12 protein-coding genes, 1 tRNA gene and 1 pseudogene are annotated in these 16,506 nt (G+C 62.5%); 4 read left to right on the top strand and 10 right to left on the bottom strand.

Annotation, left to right across the window (positions count from 1 at the left end; translation table 11 throughout):
- Nucleotides 1-14: 14 nt before the first annotated feature.
- Nucleotides 15-644: a head GIN domain-containing protein gene (locus tag OX462_RS25135; protein ID WP_409027311.1), complete on the bottom strand. Its 630-nt coding sequence runs from the start codon at nt 642-644 to the stop codon at nt 15-17.
- Nucleotides 645-819: 175 nt separating this feature from the next.
- Here OX462_RS25135 and OX462_RS25130 point away from each other — a divergent pair, with 175 nt between their 5' ends.
- A complete protein-coding gene (locus tag OX462_RS25130) occupies nt 820-1,377 on the top strand; it encodes a flavin reductase family protein (RefSeq protein WP_070312598.1) in 558 nt (185 codons plus the stop codon).
- Nucleotides 1,378-1,472: 95 nt separating this feature from the next.
- Here OX462_RS25130 and gdhA read toward each other — a convergent pair whose 3' ends face one another.
- The 4 genes from gdhA to OX462_RS25110 all read right to left on the bottom strand — a co-directional run bounded on the left by gdhA (nt 1,473) and on the right by OX462_RS25110 (nt 6,505).
- On the bottom strand, nt 1,473-2,816 hold the full coding sequence (gene gdhA / locus OX462_RS25125; protein WP_409027310.1) for an NADP-specific glutamate dehydrogenase: 1,344 nt from the start codon (nt 2,814-2,816) through the stop codon (nt 1,473-1,475).
- Between the two features lie 207 nt (nt 2,817-3,023).
- Nucleotides 3,024-4,232 (bottom strand): DUF819 family protein, encoded by a 1,209-nt coding sequence (locus OX462_RS25120; protein ID WP_409027309.1) that lies wholly within the window; start codon nt 4,230-4,232, stop codon nt 3,024-3,026.
- Between the two features lie 184 nt (nt 4,233-4,416).
- Nucleotides 4,417-5,778, bottom strand: a complete 1,362-nt coding sequence (gene yegQ, locus OX462_RS25115) for a prephenate-dependent tRNA uridine(34) hydroxylase TrhP (protein WP_409027308.1) — start codon at nt 5,776-5,778, stop codon at nt 4,417-4,419.
- An 88-nt stretch (nt 5,779-5,866) separates the two neighbouring features.
- Entirely contained in the window at nt 5,867-6,505 is a 639-nt protein-coding gene (locus OX462_RS25110; protein WP_409027307.1) for a TetR/AcrR family transcriptional regulator, read from the bottom strand.
- 105 nt (nt 6,506-6,610) lie between these two features.
- On the opposite strand from OX462_RS25110, the pseudogene OX462_RS25105 reads away from it, so the two are divergent.
- Nucleotides 6,611-7,717: pseudogene (locus OX462_RS25105) on the top strand (TCR/Tet family MFS transporter); the annotation flags it as partial.
- Here the strand turns inward: OX462_RS25105 and OX462_RS25100 are convergent.
- The 4 genes from OX462_RS25100 to OX462_RS25085 all read right to left on the bottom strand — a co-directional run bounded on the left by OX462_RS25100 (nt 7,693) and on the right by OX462_RS25085 (nt 13,891).
- A complete protein-coding gene (locus OX462_RS25100; protein WP_409027306.1) occupies nt 7,693-10,140 on the bottom strand; it encodes an acyl-CoA dehydrogenase in 2,448 nt (815 codons plus the stop codon). The pseudogene OX462_RS25105 and the gene OX462_RS25100 sit on opposite strands and share 25 nt — an antisense overlap.
- A gap of 144 nt (nt 10,141-10,284) precedes the next feature.
- The gene (locus OX462_RS25095) at nt 10,285-10,617 is read right to left on the bottom strand and encodes a collagen-like protein (protein WP_409027305.1); all 333 of its coding nucleotides are present in this window, start codon (nt 10,615-10,617) and stop codon (nt 10,285-10,287) included.
- A 324-nt stretch (nt 10,618-10,941) separates the two neighbouring features.
- Nucleotides 10,942-13,275 carry a PKD domain-containing protein gene (locus OX462_RS25090; RefSeq protein ID WP_409027304.1) on the bottom strand — a complete coding sequence of 778 codons (2,334 nt, stop codon included), beginning with the start codon at nt 13,273-13,275 and terminating at the stop codon, nt 10,942-10,944.
- A 540-nt stretch (nt 13,276-13,815) separates the two neighbouring features.
- Nucleotides 13,816-13,891 (bottom strand) — tRNA-Phe (locus OX462_RS25085).
- 119 nt (nt 13,892-14,010) lie between these two features.
- On the opposite strand from OX462_RS25085, the gene OX462_RS25080 reads away from it, so the two are divergent.
- Nucleotides 14,011-14,781: a hypothetical protein gene (locus OX462_RS25080; RefSeq protein WP_409027303.1), complete on the top strand. Its 771-nt coding sequence runs from the start codon at nt 14,011-14,013 to the stop codon at nt 14,779-14,781.
- 41 nt (nt 14,782-14,822) lie between these two features.
- Here OX462_RS25080 and OX462_RS25075 read toward each other — a convergent pair whose 3' ends face one another.
- Nucleotides 14,823-15,248 carry a hypothetical protein gene (locus OX462_RS25075; RefSeq protein WP_409027302.1) on the bottom strand — a complete coding sequence of 142 codons (426 nt, stop codon included), beginning with the start codon at nt 15,246-15,248 and terminating at the stop codon, nt 14,823-14,825.
- A gap of 208 nt (nt 15,249-15,456) precedes the next feature.
- Between OX462_RS25075 and OX462_RS25070 the strand changes: the two genes are divergently transcribed.
- Nucleotides 15,457-16,452: a cytochrome-c peroxidase gene (locus OX462_RS25070; protein ID WP_121668405.1), complete on the top strand. Its 996-nt coding sequence runs from the start codon at nt 15,457-15,459 to the stop codon at nt 16,450-16,452.
- The last annotated feature ends 54 nt before the right edge of the window (nt 16,453-16,506 follow it).

Raw genomic sequence — 16,506 nt, 5'->3', positions numbered from 1 at the left:
TTTTATGGAAAAGCTTACTTGGCGGCGTTGACGCTGCCGATGCCGGCGATCGACTTGTGCACGATCTTCGGCTTGCCGTAATACGTCAGTTCGCCCATGCCGCGCACCACGGCGTTCAGCTCGCCCGAGGAATACACCTTGACGGAACCGATGCCTTCGAAATTCACGTCGACGTTTTTCGCCAGCAAGGCTTTCGTATCGACTTCGCCCACGCCTTGCGCCTTCAGGCGCAGCCAGTCGACCTGGCCATCGGCGGCCAGGCGGCCCGCGCCCTTGTAGCTGATGTCGACTCTTGGACCATTGAGCTTGGTCAAGATCTTCTCGCCCGCGCCTTCCGCGATCAGCTTGCGCAAGGTGGGCATGGTGATGATGATGCGCGGGTCGCCCTCGGTCTTCTTGATATCTTTATCCTTCATGGAAATTTTCAGCTCGCCATCGACCACTTCCGTGATCACGCCGCTGAGGAATTTCTGGTCGCCGCGCAGCAGCAGGCTTTGTTCCTTGCCCGATTCCACTTCCATGCTGATGGGGCCGCGAATGTCGATGGCGTTGAAGGCGGCGACCGTGCGGGTTTGCTCGTCGGCATGCGCGAGGCTGGCGAGGCAAGCGAGGGACAGGACTGGCAACAGGAACAGAGGACGCATGGCGGTTTCCTTGAGTAGTTGATCAGTGTATTCTATGTTGCAACATCTCCAACGGGGAGAAATTTGCAATGAACGGCACAAATCGCGGCGCGGATGACACGCCGCCATCGCCCAGCCGCGCGCCCGCGAAGGCGCCGTTGGTCTATGCTATGGCGTACCGCGTCCTGGAGAGCAGATGAAAAATTATCACAAAGAAGATTATCCCGTCGCCGATATCCGCCGCTTCCTCGAGCCGGGCCCGGTGGTGCTCGTCAGTTCAACGTGGCAGGGCGAAAGCGACGTCATGACCATGGCCTGGCATATGCTGATGGAATTTACGCCATCGTTGCTCGGCTGCTTTATTTCCGACGCGAACCACAGCTATGAAATGATCAAGCGCAGCATGGAGTGCGTGATCAACTTGCCCACGGCCGACATGGTCGACCAGGTGGTCGCGATCGGCAATTGCAGCGGCGAAGACACGGACAAGTTCACGGCCTTCGGCCTGACGCCGCAGCCGGCCGAACAGGTGGGCGCGCCGCTGATCGCCGAGTGCTATGCCAACTTCGAATGCAAGCTGGCCCAGGTGGCGGGCAACCCGAAGGGCGGCTTCTTCATTTTCGAGTGCGTGAAAGCCCACGTGGCCACCTCGCCCAAGCTGCCCGAAACCCTGCATTACCGGGGCAATGGCGAGTTCATGGTGTCGGGCCGCACGATCAGCCGCAAGAGCCTGATGAAGCCCGAGATGTTGTAGTCGGATTAGCGCGGCAACGCCGCGCGTAATCCGACGACATTGTTGACGCTTGCGGTGGTGTCGGCTTACGCGCTTCGCGCTAAGCCGACCTACGCTTAAATGACACCCTGCGCCAGCATCGCATCGGCCACTTTGACGAAGCCGGCGATGTTCGCGCCATCGACGTAGCTGACCGTGCCGTCGGCGCGCGTGCCGTATTGCTTGCACGCCGCATGGATGCCTTGCATGATCTGCAGCAAACGTGCGTCGACTTCTTCGCGCGGCCAGGAAATGCGGGCCGCGTTCTGGCTCATTTCCAGGCCGGAAGTGGCCACGCCGCCCGCATTGCTGGCCTTGCCCGGCGCGTACAGCACCCCGGCCGCCTCGAAGGCCTTGGCCGCTTCGATGGTGGTGGGCATGTTGGCCCCTTCGGCCACGCATTGCACGCCATTGGCGATGAGCAGGCGCGCATCGGCGATATCGAGTTCATTTTGCGTGGCGCAGGGCAGGGCGATGTCGACCGGCACATGCCATGGCGACACACCCGCTTCGAAGCGCACGCCCGTGCGCGCGGCGTAATCGCTGACCCGGCCATACAAATGATTCTTGATTTCCATCAGGATGGCCAGTTTGTCCGGCGTAAAACCGTCTTCATCGATGACGGTGCCGCTGGAATCGGAGACGGTGATGACTTTCGCGCCCATGGCCATGGCTTTTTCCACCGCGTACTGCGCCACGTTGCCGGAGCCGGAAACGGACACGCGCATGCCTTCGAACGAGCGGCCCCGCGTCTTCAGCATTTCTTGCGCAAAATACACGGTGCCGTAGCCCGTCGCTTCCGGCCGCATCAGCGAGCCGCCGAAGCTGGCGCCCTTGCCCGTGAACACGCAATCGGCGCGGTTGCTGAGTTTTTTCATCATGCCGGCCATATAGCCCACTTCGCGCCCGCCCACGCCGATGTCGCCGGCCGGCACGTCCGTATCCGAACCCACGTGACGGAACAGTTCGCTGACAAACGCCTGGCAGAAGCGCATCACTTCGCCCGGGCTCTTGCCCTTCGGATCGAAATCGGCGCCGCCCTTGCCGCCGCCCATCGGTAACGTGGTCAGGGCATTCTTGAAGGTTTGTTCGAAGGCCAGGAATTTCAGCACGGACAGGGTGACGGACGGGTGGAAGCGGATGCCGCCCTTGTACGGCCCGATGGCCATGCTGTGCTGGATGCGGTAGCCGCGGTTGACTTGCACCTGCCCATGGTCATCGACCCACGACACGCGGAACATCACCACGCGCTCCGGCTCGATCAAGCGTTCCAGCAAGCCTTGTTCCGCGTATTTCGGGTGCTGTTCCAGGAACGGCCACAAGCTCTCCATGACTTCGGTGACGGCTTGCAGAAACTCGGGCTGACCTGGATTGCGTGCGGCGACATGCTGGACATACTCGTGAGCAGATGCGTATTTCATCAGAATTCCATGGAGGTAATCGGTTATTTGGGCAACTATCATCGCAGATTTCGCACAAAAATGGTGCAGAAATTTGGTTTTGAGGGGTTTCTGCTACATTGTGGGGAGTTTTCAGGACACTGCGGCCGATGCGAGCAGTAAACGACAACGCCAGCCCGAAGGCTGGCGTTGTCGTGGCAAGTTTAGCTGCTCAAGCCGGGGGGGGCATCACCCCGCCATGCTGCGCAGGATCAAGCCCGTGATGTAGGCGCCGTAGGTGCCCAGCGCATAGCCGAGCACGGCCAGCAGGACGCCGACGGGGGCCAGGGCCGGGTGGAAGGCGCTGGCGATGACGGGGGCCGAGGCGGCGCCGCCGATGTTCGCTTGCGATCCGACGGCCATGAAGAACAGGGGCGCGCGGATCAGCTTGGCGACGAGCAGCATCAGGCCGCCGTGCACGGCGATCCAGATCAGGCCCAGCAGGAACAGGAAAGGCTTGTCGAACAGGGCTTTCAAGTCCATGTGCATGCCGATGGTGGCTACCAGCACGTACAGCATGGCCGAGCCGATGGTCGAGGCGCCCGCGCCTTCCAGGCTGCGCGCCCGGGTAAAACTCAGCAGCAGGCCGAAGGTGGTGGCGAGCACGACGATCCAGAAGAAGTTCGACGTCAGGCTGTAATCCTGCAGGCGCCATTCTGCCGGCAGGGTGGTGATCCAGCTGATGATGGGGCCGGCCAAGAAATGCGACAGGCCCGTCACGCCCAGGCCCACGCCGAGGATGATCATGATGTCGGTCAGGGTGGCGATGCGCGCATGCTGCGCACGGTAGCTTTCGATGCTGTCCTTGAGCGCGTTGATGGCGGTCAAATCGGCGCCCGTCCAGCGGTCGAAGGCGCCTGCGCGGCCGGCCAGGAACAGCAGCACGGCCGTCCACACGTTGGCCACCAGCACGTCGACGGCGACGAACTGGCCGAACAGGGTGGCGTCCACTTCAAACACTTCCTTCATGGCGGCCTGGTTGGCGCCGCCGCCTATCCACGAGCCGGCGACAGTCGTCATGCCGCGCCAGGTATCGCCCGCCACCGTTTCCGGGTGGATCAAACGCAGTGCCTCGAACGAGACGAGGGCGCCCAGCATGACGCCGAGGGTGCCGGTCAAAAACATGATGATGGCCACGCACAGCAGGACCAGCGCGCTGGGCAGCAGATAGTCGCGCGCCACGGCGTACAGGCCGGAAGCGTTGCCGTCGATGATGCCGAAGGTGTTGAGCAGCGCCGGGATCAGGTAGCACATCAGCAGCGACGGGATATAGGTATAAAACTTTTTCCAGAAGCCGTTGGCGCGCGAGGCGGTCCAGAAGACGCCCCCCAGGGTCATGGCGAGCAGGCCGAGGACGACGGCGTCATTGGTGATCAGGGCAGGTGTGGCAGGTGGCATCGGGGATTCCGGTGAACGTGTCAGGGACGCACCGGATGCCGATAACGGCCCCGGGCGCTGGGTGGCCGTATCGTATAGCAATGTTGAAGCCTAAACAAATTATTCAGGCGGTGCCAGCTGAAATTTTTCTTGCCAAATCAAATACTTGCATACTGGTTTGCCGCCCTGCGCGCCAGACTGGCGGTTACAAATAGCGCGCCAGCAAGGCCTTGTTCAGCGCTCCGTCGAGTTCGATGCGCACGAAGTGGCCGCTGCCGGGCGCCACCTGGATTTCGCTGCCGTCATCGGCCAGCATGCGGGTAATGGTGAAGTCGCGGTTGCCGCCCGGGTGCAGGGCTTCGATGCGGTCGCCCACGGCAAAGCGGTTTTTCACTTCCACCCTGGCCCAGCCGTTCGTCACGCCCAGCACGTCGCCCACGTACTGGCTGCGGTCCGCTTCCGACGCGCCGCGCATGTAGTTCTGGTGCGTCTGCGTGTGGTGGCGTTGATAAAAACCGTCCGTGTAGCCGCGGTTGGCCAGGCCTTGCAGCTGTCCCAGCAGGCTGATGTCGAAGGGCCGGCCCGCCACCGCGTCGTCGATGGCCTGGCGGTAGACTTGCGCCGTGCGCGCCGCGTAGTACAGCGACTTGGTGCGGCCTTCGACCTTCAGCGAATCGACGCCGATCTTGACCAAGCGCTCGATGTGTTCGACGGCGCGCAAGTCCTTCGAATTCATGATGTAGGTGCCGTGCTCGTCTTCGAGTATCGGCATCAGCTGGCCCGGCCGCTGCGCTTCTTCGATGAAGTAGGGCTGGTCGGCCAGCGGGTGGCGCGGCTGCTGGTGCAGGGCCGAAAACGCATTGTTGTCGGCTTCGGCCAGCGCCTGGTGAAATTCCAGCGGCACTACCTGCATGCCGCCCAGGTCGCCGCTGGCGTCTTCGGCGGCATTTTTTACCTTGTAATCCCAGCGGCAGGAATTCGTGCACGTGCCCTGGTTCGGGTCGCGGTGGTTGAAATAGCCGGACAGCAGGCAGCGGCCCGAATAGGCGATGCACAGGGCGCCGTGGACGAACACCTCGAGTTCCATTTCCGGGCAGCGCTGGCGGATTTCCTCGATCTCGTCGAGCGACAGTTCGCGCGACAGGATCACGCGCGTCAGGCCCATGCGGTGCCAGAATTTCACGTCGGCCCAGTTGACGGCATTCGCCTGCACCGATAAGTGCACGGGAATCTCCGGCCACTTGTCGCGCACCATCATGATCAGGCCGGGATCGGCCATGATCAGGGCGTCGGGGCGCATGGCGATCACCGGCTCCATGTCGCGCAAATACGTCTTCAGCTTCGCGTTGTGGGCGAAGATATTGCTGGCGACAAAGAACTGCTTGCCCCGCGCATGCGCGCCATCAATGCCCTCCTGCAAGGCTTGCAAGGTCGAAAAATCGTTATTGCGCACGCGTAAGCTGTAGCGCGGCTGGCCCGCGTAGACGGCGTCGGCGCCATAGTCGAAGGCGGCATGCATCTTGGCCAGGGAGCCGGCAGGCAGGAGGAGTTCGGGAGCGTGGCGCATGGGATGGGCAAAGCCGGCGATTGTAGGCGGGCTGGCGCCAGATTGCCTTGCCTTGGGTCAAGGGATTGACATCCGATGCCCGGAAACGTCAGACGTAAGGCGTGCCCGCCAACGCTGCCTTCAGGCCGACATGCCCCTGGTCCACCAGGGCCAGGAAGCGGGCCTTGGCCAGCTGCGCGTCGCCATGCCGCGCGAAGGCGCGGTGCGCTTCGATCAGGGCCGTGCTCCAGGTGGCCAGCAGCAGGCTGGCCGCCAGCCGGGCCTGGGGATCGTGCGCGTCGCGCCCCGTGCTGTCGGTCAGCGCCGTTGCCACCACTTGCGCCAACTCGTCGCGGATCGCCCGCGCCCGCGCTTTCAGGGTCTCGCTGGACTCGATGGTGGCAATAAAACCCTGGCCGGCGGCGGAAAACGTGACGTAGGGACTGTCTTCCCGTACCAGGCGGTGCGCCAGCAGGCGCAGCGTTTCGATGGGAGGCACCATGGGATCGCGCTGGCGCAAGGCGGCGCGCAGCAGCTCGCGTCCCTCTTCCTCGCGGTCGAAGAACATGTCTTCCTTGCGGGGGAAGTGGTTGAACACCGTCATGCGTCCCACGCTGGCAGCCGCAGCGATCTCGTCCACCGTCACCTGCTCGAAGCCGCGCACGAAAAACAAGCGCGTGGCGGCATTCGAGATGGCTTGCCGGGTGGCAAGGCGTTTGCGGGAGCGGAGGTCGGAAGGAATCGTCATGTTGCCCCGATCATACACGAAGTGTACTGAGTACAGATAAGGCTTGATGGTACAGCCAGGCTGGGCGTACTATTTATGTACTGAGTATATATTTGGATTGAGTATATGAAAATAGTCGTTCCGGCGACAGCGCTGCCTGTCATCTTTGCCACGGTCGTGCTCGACGCCGTCGGCATCGGCCTGGTCTTCCCCATCTTGCCCGCGCTGCTGCGCGACGTCACGCATGCCGATAACGTGGCGGCGTACATCGGCATCATGACGGCCCTGTATGCGTTGATGCAGTTCATCTTTGCGCCCGTGCTGGGCGCGCTGAGCGACCGCCTGGGGCGGCGCCCCGTGCTGCTGCTTTCGCTGGCGGGCGCGGCCGTCAATTACCTGTTCCTCGCGTTTGCGCCCAGCCTGTGGATGCTGCTGCTGGGGCGCGCCATTGCGGGCTTGACGAGCGCCAATGTGTCCGTGGCCACGGCCTACATCACCGATATTTCTCCCGAGGAAACGCGGGCGCGCCGTTTCGGCTTGCTCAATGCCATGTTCGGCGCCGGCTTCATCATCGGCCCCGTGCTGGGCGGCGCGCTGGGCGATTACGGACTGCGCCTGCCGTTCATGGCGGCGGCCATTTTGAATGCCGGCAACCTGCTGCTGGCGTTGCTGACGTTGCCGGAATCACGTCGGCCCACGGGCGAAAAAATCGACCTGCTGGCATTGAATCCATTGCGCCCGCTGCGCTGGGTGTTATCGCAGAAAAGCTTGCTGCCGATCACCGCCATCTTCTTTACCTTCAGCGCGGCGGGCGAGGTGTATGGCGTGTGCTGGGCGCTGTGGGGCCACGATGCGTTCGAGTGGAATGGCTTGTGGATCGGCCTGTCGCTGGGCGCGTTTGGCGTGTGCCAGGCGCTGGCCCAGGCTTTTCTGCCCGGCCCGGCCGTGAAACTGCTGGGCGAGCGCGCCACCATCCTGGCGGGCGTGGCCTGCGCCTGCGTCGCGCTGGTCGTCATGGCCTTCGCCACCCGCAGCTGGATGATCTTCGCCATCATGCCCGTGTTCGCCCTGGGCGGCATCGGCGCGCCGGCCCTGCAGTCGTTGGCCACGCGACAAGTTGCCGAGGACCGGCAAGGCCAGTTTCAGGGCGTGCTGGCCTCGTCCGTGAGCCTGGCATCCGTGCTGTGCCCGCTGGTATTTTCCAGCATTTATTTTGGCGTCAGGGCGTACTGGCCCGGCGCCGTCTGGTTGTCGGTGATCGTCGTGTATGCGGCGCTGGTGCCGCTTGTGCTGGGCTTGTCGTTGGCCTCGACCACGCCGGCGTCATCGCGGGGATAGGCGTCCGGCGTTTCGTGCGCTGCGGCGGGCGCAAAATCGTCGACCTGGATCAAACCATCGACCAGGCGTGCATATTCCAGCAAGCTATTGTGCTCCTGACAGTTGACGTTGCCTGTGGCCTTGGCCGCTGCCAGCCAGGGCTGCATGGCGGACAGGCTTTGCGGCAGGTGCCGCAGGGCCGCGCCTTCGGGCGTGTCCTTCAGGCGTTTTTCGATGTGCAAAACCTCGGGCAGCAGGGCCAGCGCCCGCTCGGCGCAGGCGACGGGATCATTGCTGTCGCTGGCGACATGGCCGTCGGCCAGCAAGCGTTCGCGGTCGGCGCCCGGCGTTTGCAGGGCCAGCGCCACTTCGCTGCCCAGCTCGTCGGACGGCGGGCGGTGGGGCAGGCCGAACGGGAACAGCAAGGTGCGCAGCAGCACGGCCAGCACGCGCGCGGGGAAATTGTCGAGCACGCCCGTCAAGCCCTGTTGCGCCTTGACCAGCGCATCCTGCAGCGACCAGTGCACGTAGGGCAGGTCGGCCTCAGGCCGGCCATCGTCCTCGTAGCGCTTCAGCACTGAAGAAGCCAGGTACAGTTGCGCCAGCACGTCGCCCAATCTGGCGGACAGCCGCTCGCGGCGCTTGAGTTCACCACCAAGCACGAACATCGACATATCCGTCATGATGGCAAACGCCGTCGACAGCCGCGTCAGGGCGCGGTAGTAGGGCGCCAGTGCCGGGGCGCCGGCGTCGGGCACGGCCGCCAGGCGCGCGCCGCCCAGCCCGTACCACAAGCCCCTGGCCAGGTTGCCCAGCACAAAGCCCACATGGCCGAAGAAGGCCGCGTCGAAATCGCGCAAGGCCTTGCGGCCGTCGCTTTCGTTGACGGCGGCCATTTCCCTCAGTACATACGGATGCGCGCGGATGGCGCCCTGGCCGAAGATGATCAGGCTGCGCGTGAGGATGTTGGCCCCTTCGACCGTGATCGCGATGGGGATTTGCTGGTAGGCGCTGGCGAGGAAATTGTTCGGGCCCACGCAGATGCCCTTGCCGCCGAGAATGTCCATGCCGTCGTTGACGAGCGCGCGTCCGCGTTCCGTCACATGGTATTTGACGATGGCGGAAATGACGGCCGGCTTCTCGCCCAGGTCGACGGCGTGCGCGGCCAGAGTGCGGGCCGCATCCATCAGGTACAGGTTGGCGCCCATGCGGGCCAGCGCTTCCTGCACCCCTTCGAACTTGCCGATGGGCATGTTGAACTGGCGCCGCACGGCCGCATACGCGCCGGTGCCGCGCACGGCCATCTTGCCCATGCCCACGCTGGACGAGGGCAGCGAGATGGCGCGTCCCGCCGCCAGGCATTCCATCAGCATGCGCCATCCTTTGCCCACTTGTGCCTGGCCGCCGATGACCCAGTCGATAGGGATAAAGACATCGTTGCCGGAGGTGGGGCCGTTCTGGAAGGCGGCGTTCAAGGGATGGTGGCGGCGGCCGATCACCACGCCGTCGTGGCTGGCGGGGATCAGGGCGCAGGTGATGCCGGGCGTATCGTTGTCGGATAGCAAGTGGTCGGGGTCGCTGGTCTGGAAAGCCAGCCCCAGCAAGGTCGCCACGGGCGCCAGGGTGATGTAGCGCTTGTTCCACGTGAGGCGGAAACCCAGGGTGGGGCGACCTTCATGCATGCCCATGCACACGACGCCCAGGTCGGGGATGGCGGCCGCGTCGGAGCCCGCATACGGGCTGGTCAGGGCAAAGCAGGGAATCTCGGTGCCGGCAGCCAATCGCGGCAAGTAATGGTTTTTCTGTTCCTCAGTGCCGTAGTGCAACAGCAACTCGGCCGGTCCCAGCGAATTGGGCACCATCACGGTCACGGCCAGCGCCGAGCAGCGGCTCGACAGTTTCATCACCACTTGCGAATGCATGTAGGCGGAGAACTGTTTGCCGCCGTATTGCTTGGGAATGATCATGCCGAGGAAACCCTGGCTTTTCATGTAGGCCCAGGCTTGCGGTGGCAAATCCTGCGCCTGTTGGGTTTCCCAGTCGTCGACCAGTTCGCACAAGCGCTCGACGTCATGGTCAAGAAAATGGCGCTCTTCGGCGCTGAGCGTGGCGCGGCCATAGCCCAGCAATTTTGTCCAGTCGGGCTTGCCGGAAAACAGCTCGGCATCCCACCACATGGTGCCCGCTTCGAGCGCGTCGCGTTCCGTGTCGGACATCGTCGGCAGGATGCGTTTGAACAGGGCCAGCAGGTGCGGGGTAATCAGTGCGCGGCGCACGGGGCCGGGCGCGAACAGTACAACCAGGCCCAGCAGGGCCACCATCAGTATGAGCGTCAGCATGCGATATCTCCCTGTGTCATGACGACAGGGTAGGCCGATGCGGCCGATGTGACTGTGCGGTACAGCGCATACGCAGCAACGCCAACCGCAAGGGTTGGCGTTGTGGCTGAACAAGGTTGTCGCCGATAGCCGGCGCTAACGGTATTAGCGTTGCGGAACGACAATCACCGTGTCGCCCGTCTTGCCCTTGGCGCCGTCGTCGCCTTTGGCGCCATCGTTGCCTTGTGCACCAGTAGCGCCCTTGGCGCCATCGTATCCGGCGGCGCCGCTGTCGCCCGTCTGGCCCGTGGCGCCGGTGGCACCGGTCGCGCCGGGAGGCGCTTCAGCACCCGTGGCACCCGTGGCGCCGACAGGGCCAGGCGCGCCGGCAGGGCCGGGAACGACTTGGACGACGGTCGGCGCAGGTGGCGCTTCGCGCTGGCAAGCGGTCAGGGCGAGGGTAGAGGCGAGCGCGAGCAATATCAAGGTAGGTTTCATGATGCATCCTTTGGCAGTGAGCCGTAATGTACGGAACGGCTCGACGGCGTCGGGCGCGAGTTTCGCATGGCGGTGTGGCGGGAGAGCTGACCAGCCGACCCGTCTGCCGTGTTGCGCAGGGCGCTGGCGGCGGGAGGGAAAGTGATGGTCTGCCTGCAGCATGGGCTCTTGGGCGGCTGCAGTCCGTTCGTTTGCGTACATAGCGGCGGGGTGGGGTGGAGGTTTTGTGCAAGGCAAACAAAAAAGCCAACCCGGAGGTTGGCTGAGGATGTTCAGAGCGGGCTGGCAGCTCCCTGATTGACCGTCTGGTGCTGCCTGGCGCGCTTATTTAACGGTGAAACTTTTGTCGTAGCCACCATTCGTACTTGTATATCCTAATGTGTCACGGAACGCTGTCCAGCCAACCGTCCAGGAGCCGGCTTTGGCGCCTGCGGGTATCGTCACCGTTGAACTGAAAGTAGCATGCTTCGCGTCGCCGGATGCCAGCACCCATTTGCTGTCGATGCGGGTGCCGCCGATATCGGCGCTGTTGTACCAATAGGGATTGGGCAGGGCGTTGAGATTGATCCCGGTGGCATCTGTCACGGTGACGGTGGTCGTCACCAGTTGACTTGTCTGCGAGACGTCAACGATGGCGGGGGTGACAGTGATGGCAGAAACGGCGGGCCCTGACGTGTCGCTGAGCCCATTGCTTTGCACGGTGAAACCCTGGCTATAGCCGCCATTTGTACTCGTATATCCTAATGTGTCACGGAACGCTGTCCAGCCAACCGTCCAGGAGCCGGCTTTGGCGCCTGCGGGTATCGTCACCGTTGAACTGAACGTAGCATGCTTCGCGTCGCCGGATGCCAGCACCCATTTGCTGTCGATGCGGGTGCCGCCGATATCGGCGCTGTTGTACCAATAGGGATTGGGCAGGGAGTTGAGATTGATCCCGGTGGCATCTGTCACGGTGACGGTGGTCGTCACCAGTTGACTTGTCTGGGAGACATCAACGGTGGTGGGATTGACGGTGATGGCTGACACGGTGGGACCCGATGTGTCGCTGAGTTCATTACTTTGCACGGTGAAACCCTGGCTGTAGCCGCCATTTGTACTCGTATAGTCTAATACGTCACGGAAGGCGAGCGAGCCGACCAGCCATTCGCCTGCTTTGGCGCCTGTGGGGATCGTCACCGTCGAACTGAAGGTGGCATGCTTCGCGTCGCCGGACGCCAGTTTCCATTGGCTGTTGATGCGGGTGCCGCCGATGTCGGCGACGTTGTACCAATGGGGGGCGGGCAGGGCGTTGAGATTGACGCCGGTGGCATCTGTCACGCTGACGGTGGCCGTCACCTGTTGACTTGTCTGCGAGACGTCAATGATGGCGGGGGTGACAGTGATGGCCGACACGTTGGGGCCGGAGTTGTCGACGGCGCTGGCGGTGACAGTAACAGTTGCGTCCGCACTGCTCGCCTTGCCATCGTTGACGATGAGTTTAGCTACATACAAACCGGTGGTATCGGCGATAAAGGTGCTCTTGGCCGAGCTGGCGGAAGACAAGGAGGCCTTGCTGTTCGCCGGTTTTGTCGTCAGCTCCCAGGCAAAAGTCAAGACATCGCCATTGGCGTCCGAACTGGCGCTGCCATCGAGTTCCACCACGCTGCCGGACAAGACATTTTGCGCGTAGCCTGCGTTCGCCACCGGCGCCGCATTGGCTACACTGGCCGTAATACTGACCGCTGCCGCGTTGCTGCTGACCTTGCCGTCGTTGACGATGACGCTGGCAACATAGGTGCCGGCCACATCCGCCGTAAAAGTGGGTCTGACGGAGGTCGGCGACGACAAGCTTGCCGTACTGCCTGCCGGTCTGGATTGCAGGGTCCATGCATAGCTGAGCGTACGGCCGGCATCGGCCGAACTGGCGCTGCCATCGAGCGTGACGACAGTCCCCGTCACCACGCTTTGTAGCGGTCCCGCCTGGGCGACAGGGGGGACGGCAGCAATATCGGCGATGATTTGCTTGATGGCGTCTGTATTGGTGATCTTGGCCAGCGCGGTGACGACCTGGGTGAGCCGGGCGGCGTTGATTTTTACTCTGAGCGCATCCAGAAGCCTGTCCTGCGCATCGCCGCCGGCCGGGTTGCCCTGTGTCGCGGCTTTCAATGGCGTGGCAAGGAAATCAACGAGGGGGCTCGTGTCGACGACACCGTTGAGTACCGTCCCCACATCAGCCTGCGCTGCCTTCACTGCAGTGGGAGTGACCTTGTTGTTGGCAATCGTGGCGTCAAACGCGGCAAAGAAGACCGCCGGTTCGCTCCCCAGTACCCGCGCCGTCAGCATTTCGGTTAGTGGCGTTATGTTGGCAGTGGCGGCGCTGCCGTTTCCCAGCACGAGCGTGTGTAATTTTGAGCCATCCGCCGGATCGGTGATCTGGAGCAGGCACGGTAGGTTGCCGCCGGCTACGGCAAGGCTGTAGCTGCCGTCAGCCAGCGTCGTGGCGTTGCCGGTGCCTGTCTGGCATTTGGCAGTAATAGTGGCGCCAGCAATGGCCTTCCCCGTTGCGGCAGTGCCGTTGACTGTTAGACTTGTTGGGGTGACAGGAACAGGTGACGAGCCACCACCGCCACCGCATGCAACGAGCATGCACGAACTAAGTACAGTTGCCAGTATCTTCATTGAATCTATCCATTTCTAATTTTTAAGTGATGCCTGTGCTTGCGTCGTACTGAAATGGCCTGGTGTGGCCAGAGTCAGGCTGCTGATGTAAATTATATATCTTTTGAGCAATATTGCTTGTTTCAAATCCAGCCGATGAATTTGACGAAGGCGTGCCCCGCCAGAGCGTTGGGTAAGCTATCGCTGTGCGTAACGCTGCGTGACTGGCGATGAGGCCGTAGCGAGAGCGAGCAACGCTGAAAAAAAGCCAAGCCGAAGGCTGGCTTTTTGCTATGTAGTGCTGAATGGGTGCCAAGTACTGAATAAGCTTGCACTCTGATTTGAGGCGGTCGTCCTCCGCGGCGACGGAAGGCGTGGCGTGAATGAGCTTTAAGTCGACACGTTTGTATGGCGGAGCAAATAAACGCGAGCAAGGAGAAGAGCCGTCCGAAGTATGCTGGCCTACCGGACACCATGGATGGACCGGGGCAAAGACTTTTGAGCCGGTAAACAAAAAAGCCAACCCGAAGGTTGGCTTTTTGCTATGTTCTGCTGAATTCTTGGTGGCCCGGGGCGGAATCGAACCACCGACACAAGGATTTTCAATCCTCTGCTCTACCGACTGAGCTACCAGGCCAAGGCGGCGAATTATAGCAGAAAGACTTTCCACCTGACCAGAGCTAGCTGTGTTCAAATGCAACAGATGGCCAAAACATGGTGTTTTGGCATCCTTGTATGAGCTGAAGGGATGTGGCGATGCGGCGACGTATTGGAGTGCAGGGCCTGGCGGCTGCGGGCTTGTTCAGTTTGTTTTGCGGTACGGCGCGGGCCGACGGGCTGGCCGATCTGAATGCGGCGCTGGCGCGCTTGCAGGGCCAGCTGCCCATCAAGGCGCAAGTGGAATCGAAAACCTGGCGCCGCGAGGGCGAGGGCAAGGCGGCGGAAGAGGATAGCGGCCAGGCCACGGTGGCTGTCGAGGGCGGACCGGCGGGCTTGCAAGTGCTCTACAGCAAGGATTTGCTGGCGAAAGTGGAGGCCGAGCAGCGCGCCAGGGTGAAGGACCCGAAGGTCAAGACGCCGATCGGCTTTGCGCTGGGGGAGATGAAGGCGGCGGAGTTGCGTTCCATGGTGTCGGCGGCCGATTCCCTGTCGCGCGAGATCGAGGAAGCCGTGTTCAGCGGGGAAAAGATCGATAGCTACAAGGGCAAGCCCGCGCGCCTGCTCAGCTTTACCTTGTCGCTCGACAAGGTGCCGGAGAAAGACCGCAAGTATGTGAAGAAGTTCGAAGGCGGCATCGAGGTGTGGATCGCCGCCGACGGCACGCCGCTGGCCAGCCATTTCCACTTTGACGTGAGCGGGCGCGCCTTTGTCGTCGTCAGCTTTACGCAAAAGACGGACGAGACGCGTCAGTATGGCGTCAGCGGCGACCATCTATTGTTGCTGCGCAAGGAAAGCAAGAATGCCACCTCGGGCGCGGGCGAGAAGGTGGAAAGCAAGATCGTCAAGACCTTGCAGCTGCAGTCCTGACGTGTTGCCGCATCACGCAAGCCGCTGATCCAGCGGCTTTTTTACATCGCCGAGCTGCCGCCCATGGCGCTCTTTTGCAGCACGCAGCGTCCCGCCTCGCAGGTGGCGCCCGGGTCCGTGACGATGGAGCAGGTCGACATTATGCCGTCAGCCTGCTGCTGCTTGCGGCTGGCCTCGGCTTGCGCCTGGGCCAAGGCCTTGAGTTTTTTGCCGTCATAGTCCTTGCTGGACCAGGCCAGGTAGCGCTCGGGACCGCCGCAGGCTTTGGCGCCGATGGCGATGGTTTGGCATTGCTGGGTGGAATCGCAGGCGGCGGCGCCCACTTCCGCCTGAATTTGCGCCAGCAAGCCGGCATTGCCGGGCGCGGGTGGCGCATCTTGTGCGGGGGCGCTGCCGCAGGCACTGGTAGCCAGCAGCAGGATGGCGGCGCACGCGGTGCGCAGGGCGGAGTAGGTAGAAGTATGCATGCCTTCATCATGTGCCACGCTTGCCCAAATGGCAAGCGTGATTCGCGCGCTGGACGATCCTTGACGCCGGTCATTTTCATTATCAAGCCGTCAAAGTTAATATAAATCAACATCCAATCAGCGATGGTCGGGTGGCGACCGGGCCGCCGCGCTGCATTCCCGCGCCGGCGTGCACCGCCGATTCGGGAATGCTTCCAGGAGTTAGACTATGCGCCGTACCCTCTCCCCCTTTGTCTTCATCGCCAGCCTCGCTTTCAGCGGCACGCTGCACGCCGCCAGCAAGGAGCCGATCCAGCCCATCACGGCCGCCAAGGTGGCCAATCCGGCCATGGTCGAACTGGGCAAGAAACTGTTTTTCGATCCGCGGCTGTCGCGTTCCGGATTTATTTCCTGTAATAGCTGCCATAACCTGAGCATGGGCGGCACGGATAACATCAAGACGTCGATCGGCCACAACTGGCAGCGCGGACCCATCAACTCACCAACGGTGCTCAATTCCAGCATGAACGTGGCGCAATTCTGGGATGGCCGCGCCAAGGATTTGCAGGAGCAGGCGGGCGGCCCCATCGCCAATCCGGGCGAGATGGCTTTTACGCACGAGCTGGCCATCGACGTGCTGGCCTCGATTCCCGCCTACCGCGCGGAATTCCGGCAAGTATTTGGCCAGGATAAATTGACCATCGAGCAAGTCACGCGCGCCATCGCCGCCTTCGAGGAAGTGCTGGTGACGCCCGGTTCGCGCTTCGACCAATGGCTGATGGGCAAGAAAAGCGCGCTGACGAAAGACGAGCTGGCCGGCTACCAGCTGTTCAAATCCAGCGGCTGCATCGCCTGCCATAACGGCCCCGCCGTCGGCGGCAATACTTTCCAGAAGATGGGTGTGGTGGAACCGTACAAGACGGCGATGACGGCGCAAGGGCGCTCGGCCGTGACGGGCAAGGATGCCGACCGCTTCAACTTCAAGGTGCCGACCCTGCGCAACGTGGAATTGACGTATCCCTACTTCCACGATGGCGAAGCGGCCACCCTGACGCAGGCCGTCGATGTGATGGGCCGTTTACAGCTGGGCCGCACGTTTGCGCCCGATGAAAACGCGCAACTCGTCGCTTTCCTGAAAACACTCACGGGCAAGCAGCCGCACCTCGTGCTGCCGATCCTGCCGCCATCGAGCGACACGACGCCGCGGCCGGTGCCGTTTGACTGAGTGCTTGTGGTGGGTGTGGTGTCGGATTACGCCCTTGCGGGCTAATCCGACCTA

Source organism: Janthinobacterium aestuarii, assembly GCF_046113285.1.
In the GTDB taxonomy this organism is placed as follows: domain Bacteria; phylum Pseudomonadota; class Gammaproteobacteria; order Burkholderiales; family Burkholderiaceae_D; genus Janthinobacterium.
The sequence above is the reverse complement of the archived record's forward strand: the minus strand, read 5'-3'. Positions and strand labels throughout refer to the sequence as shown.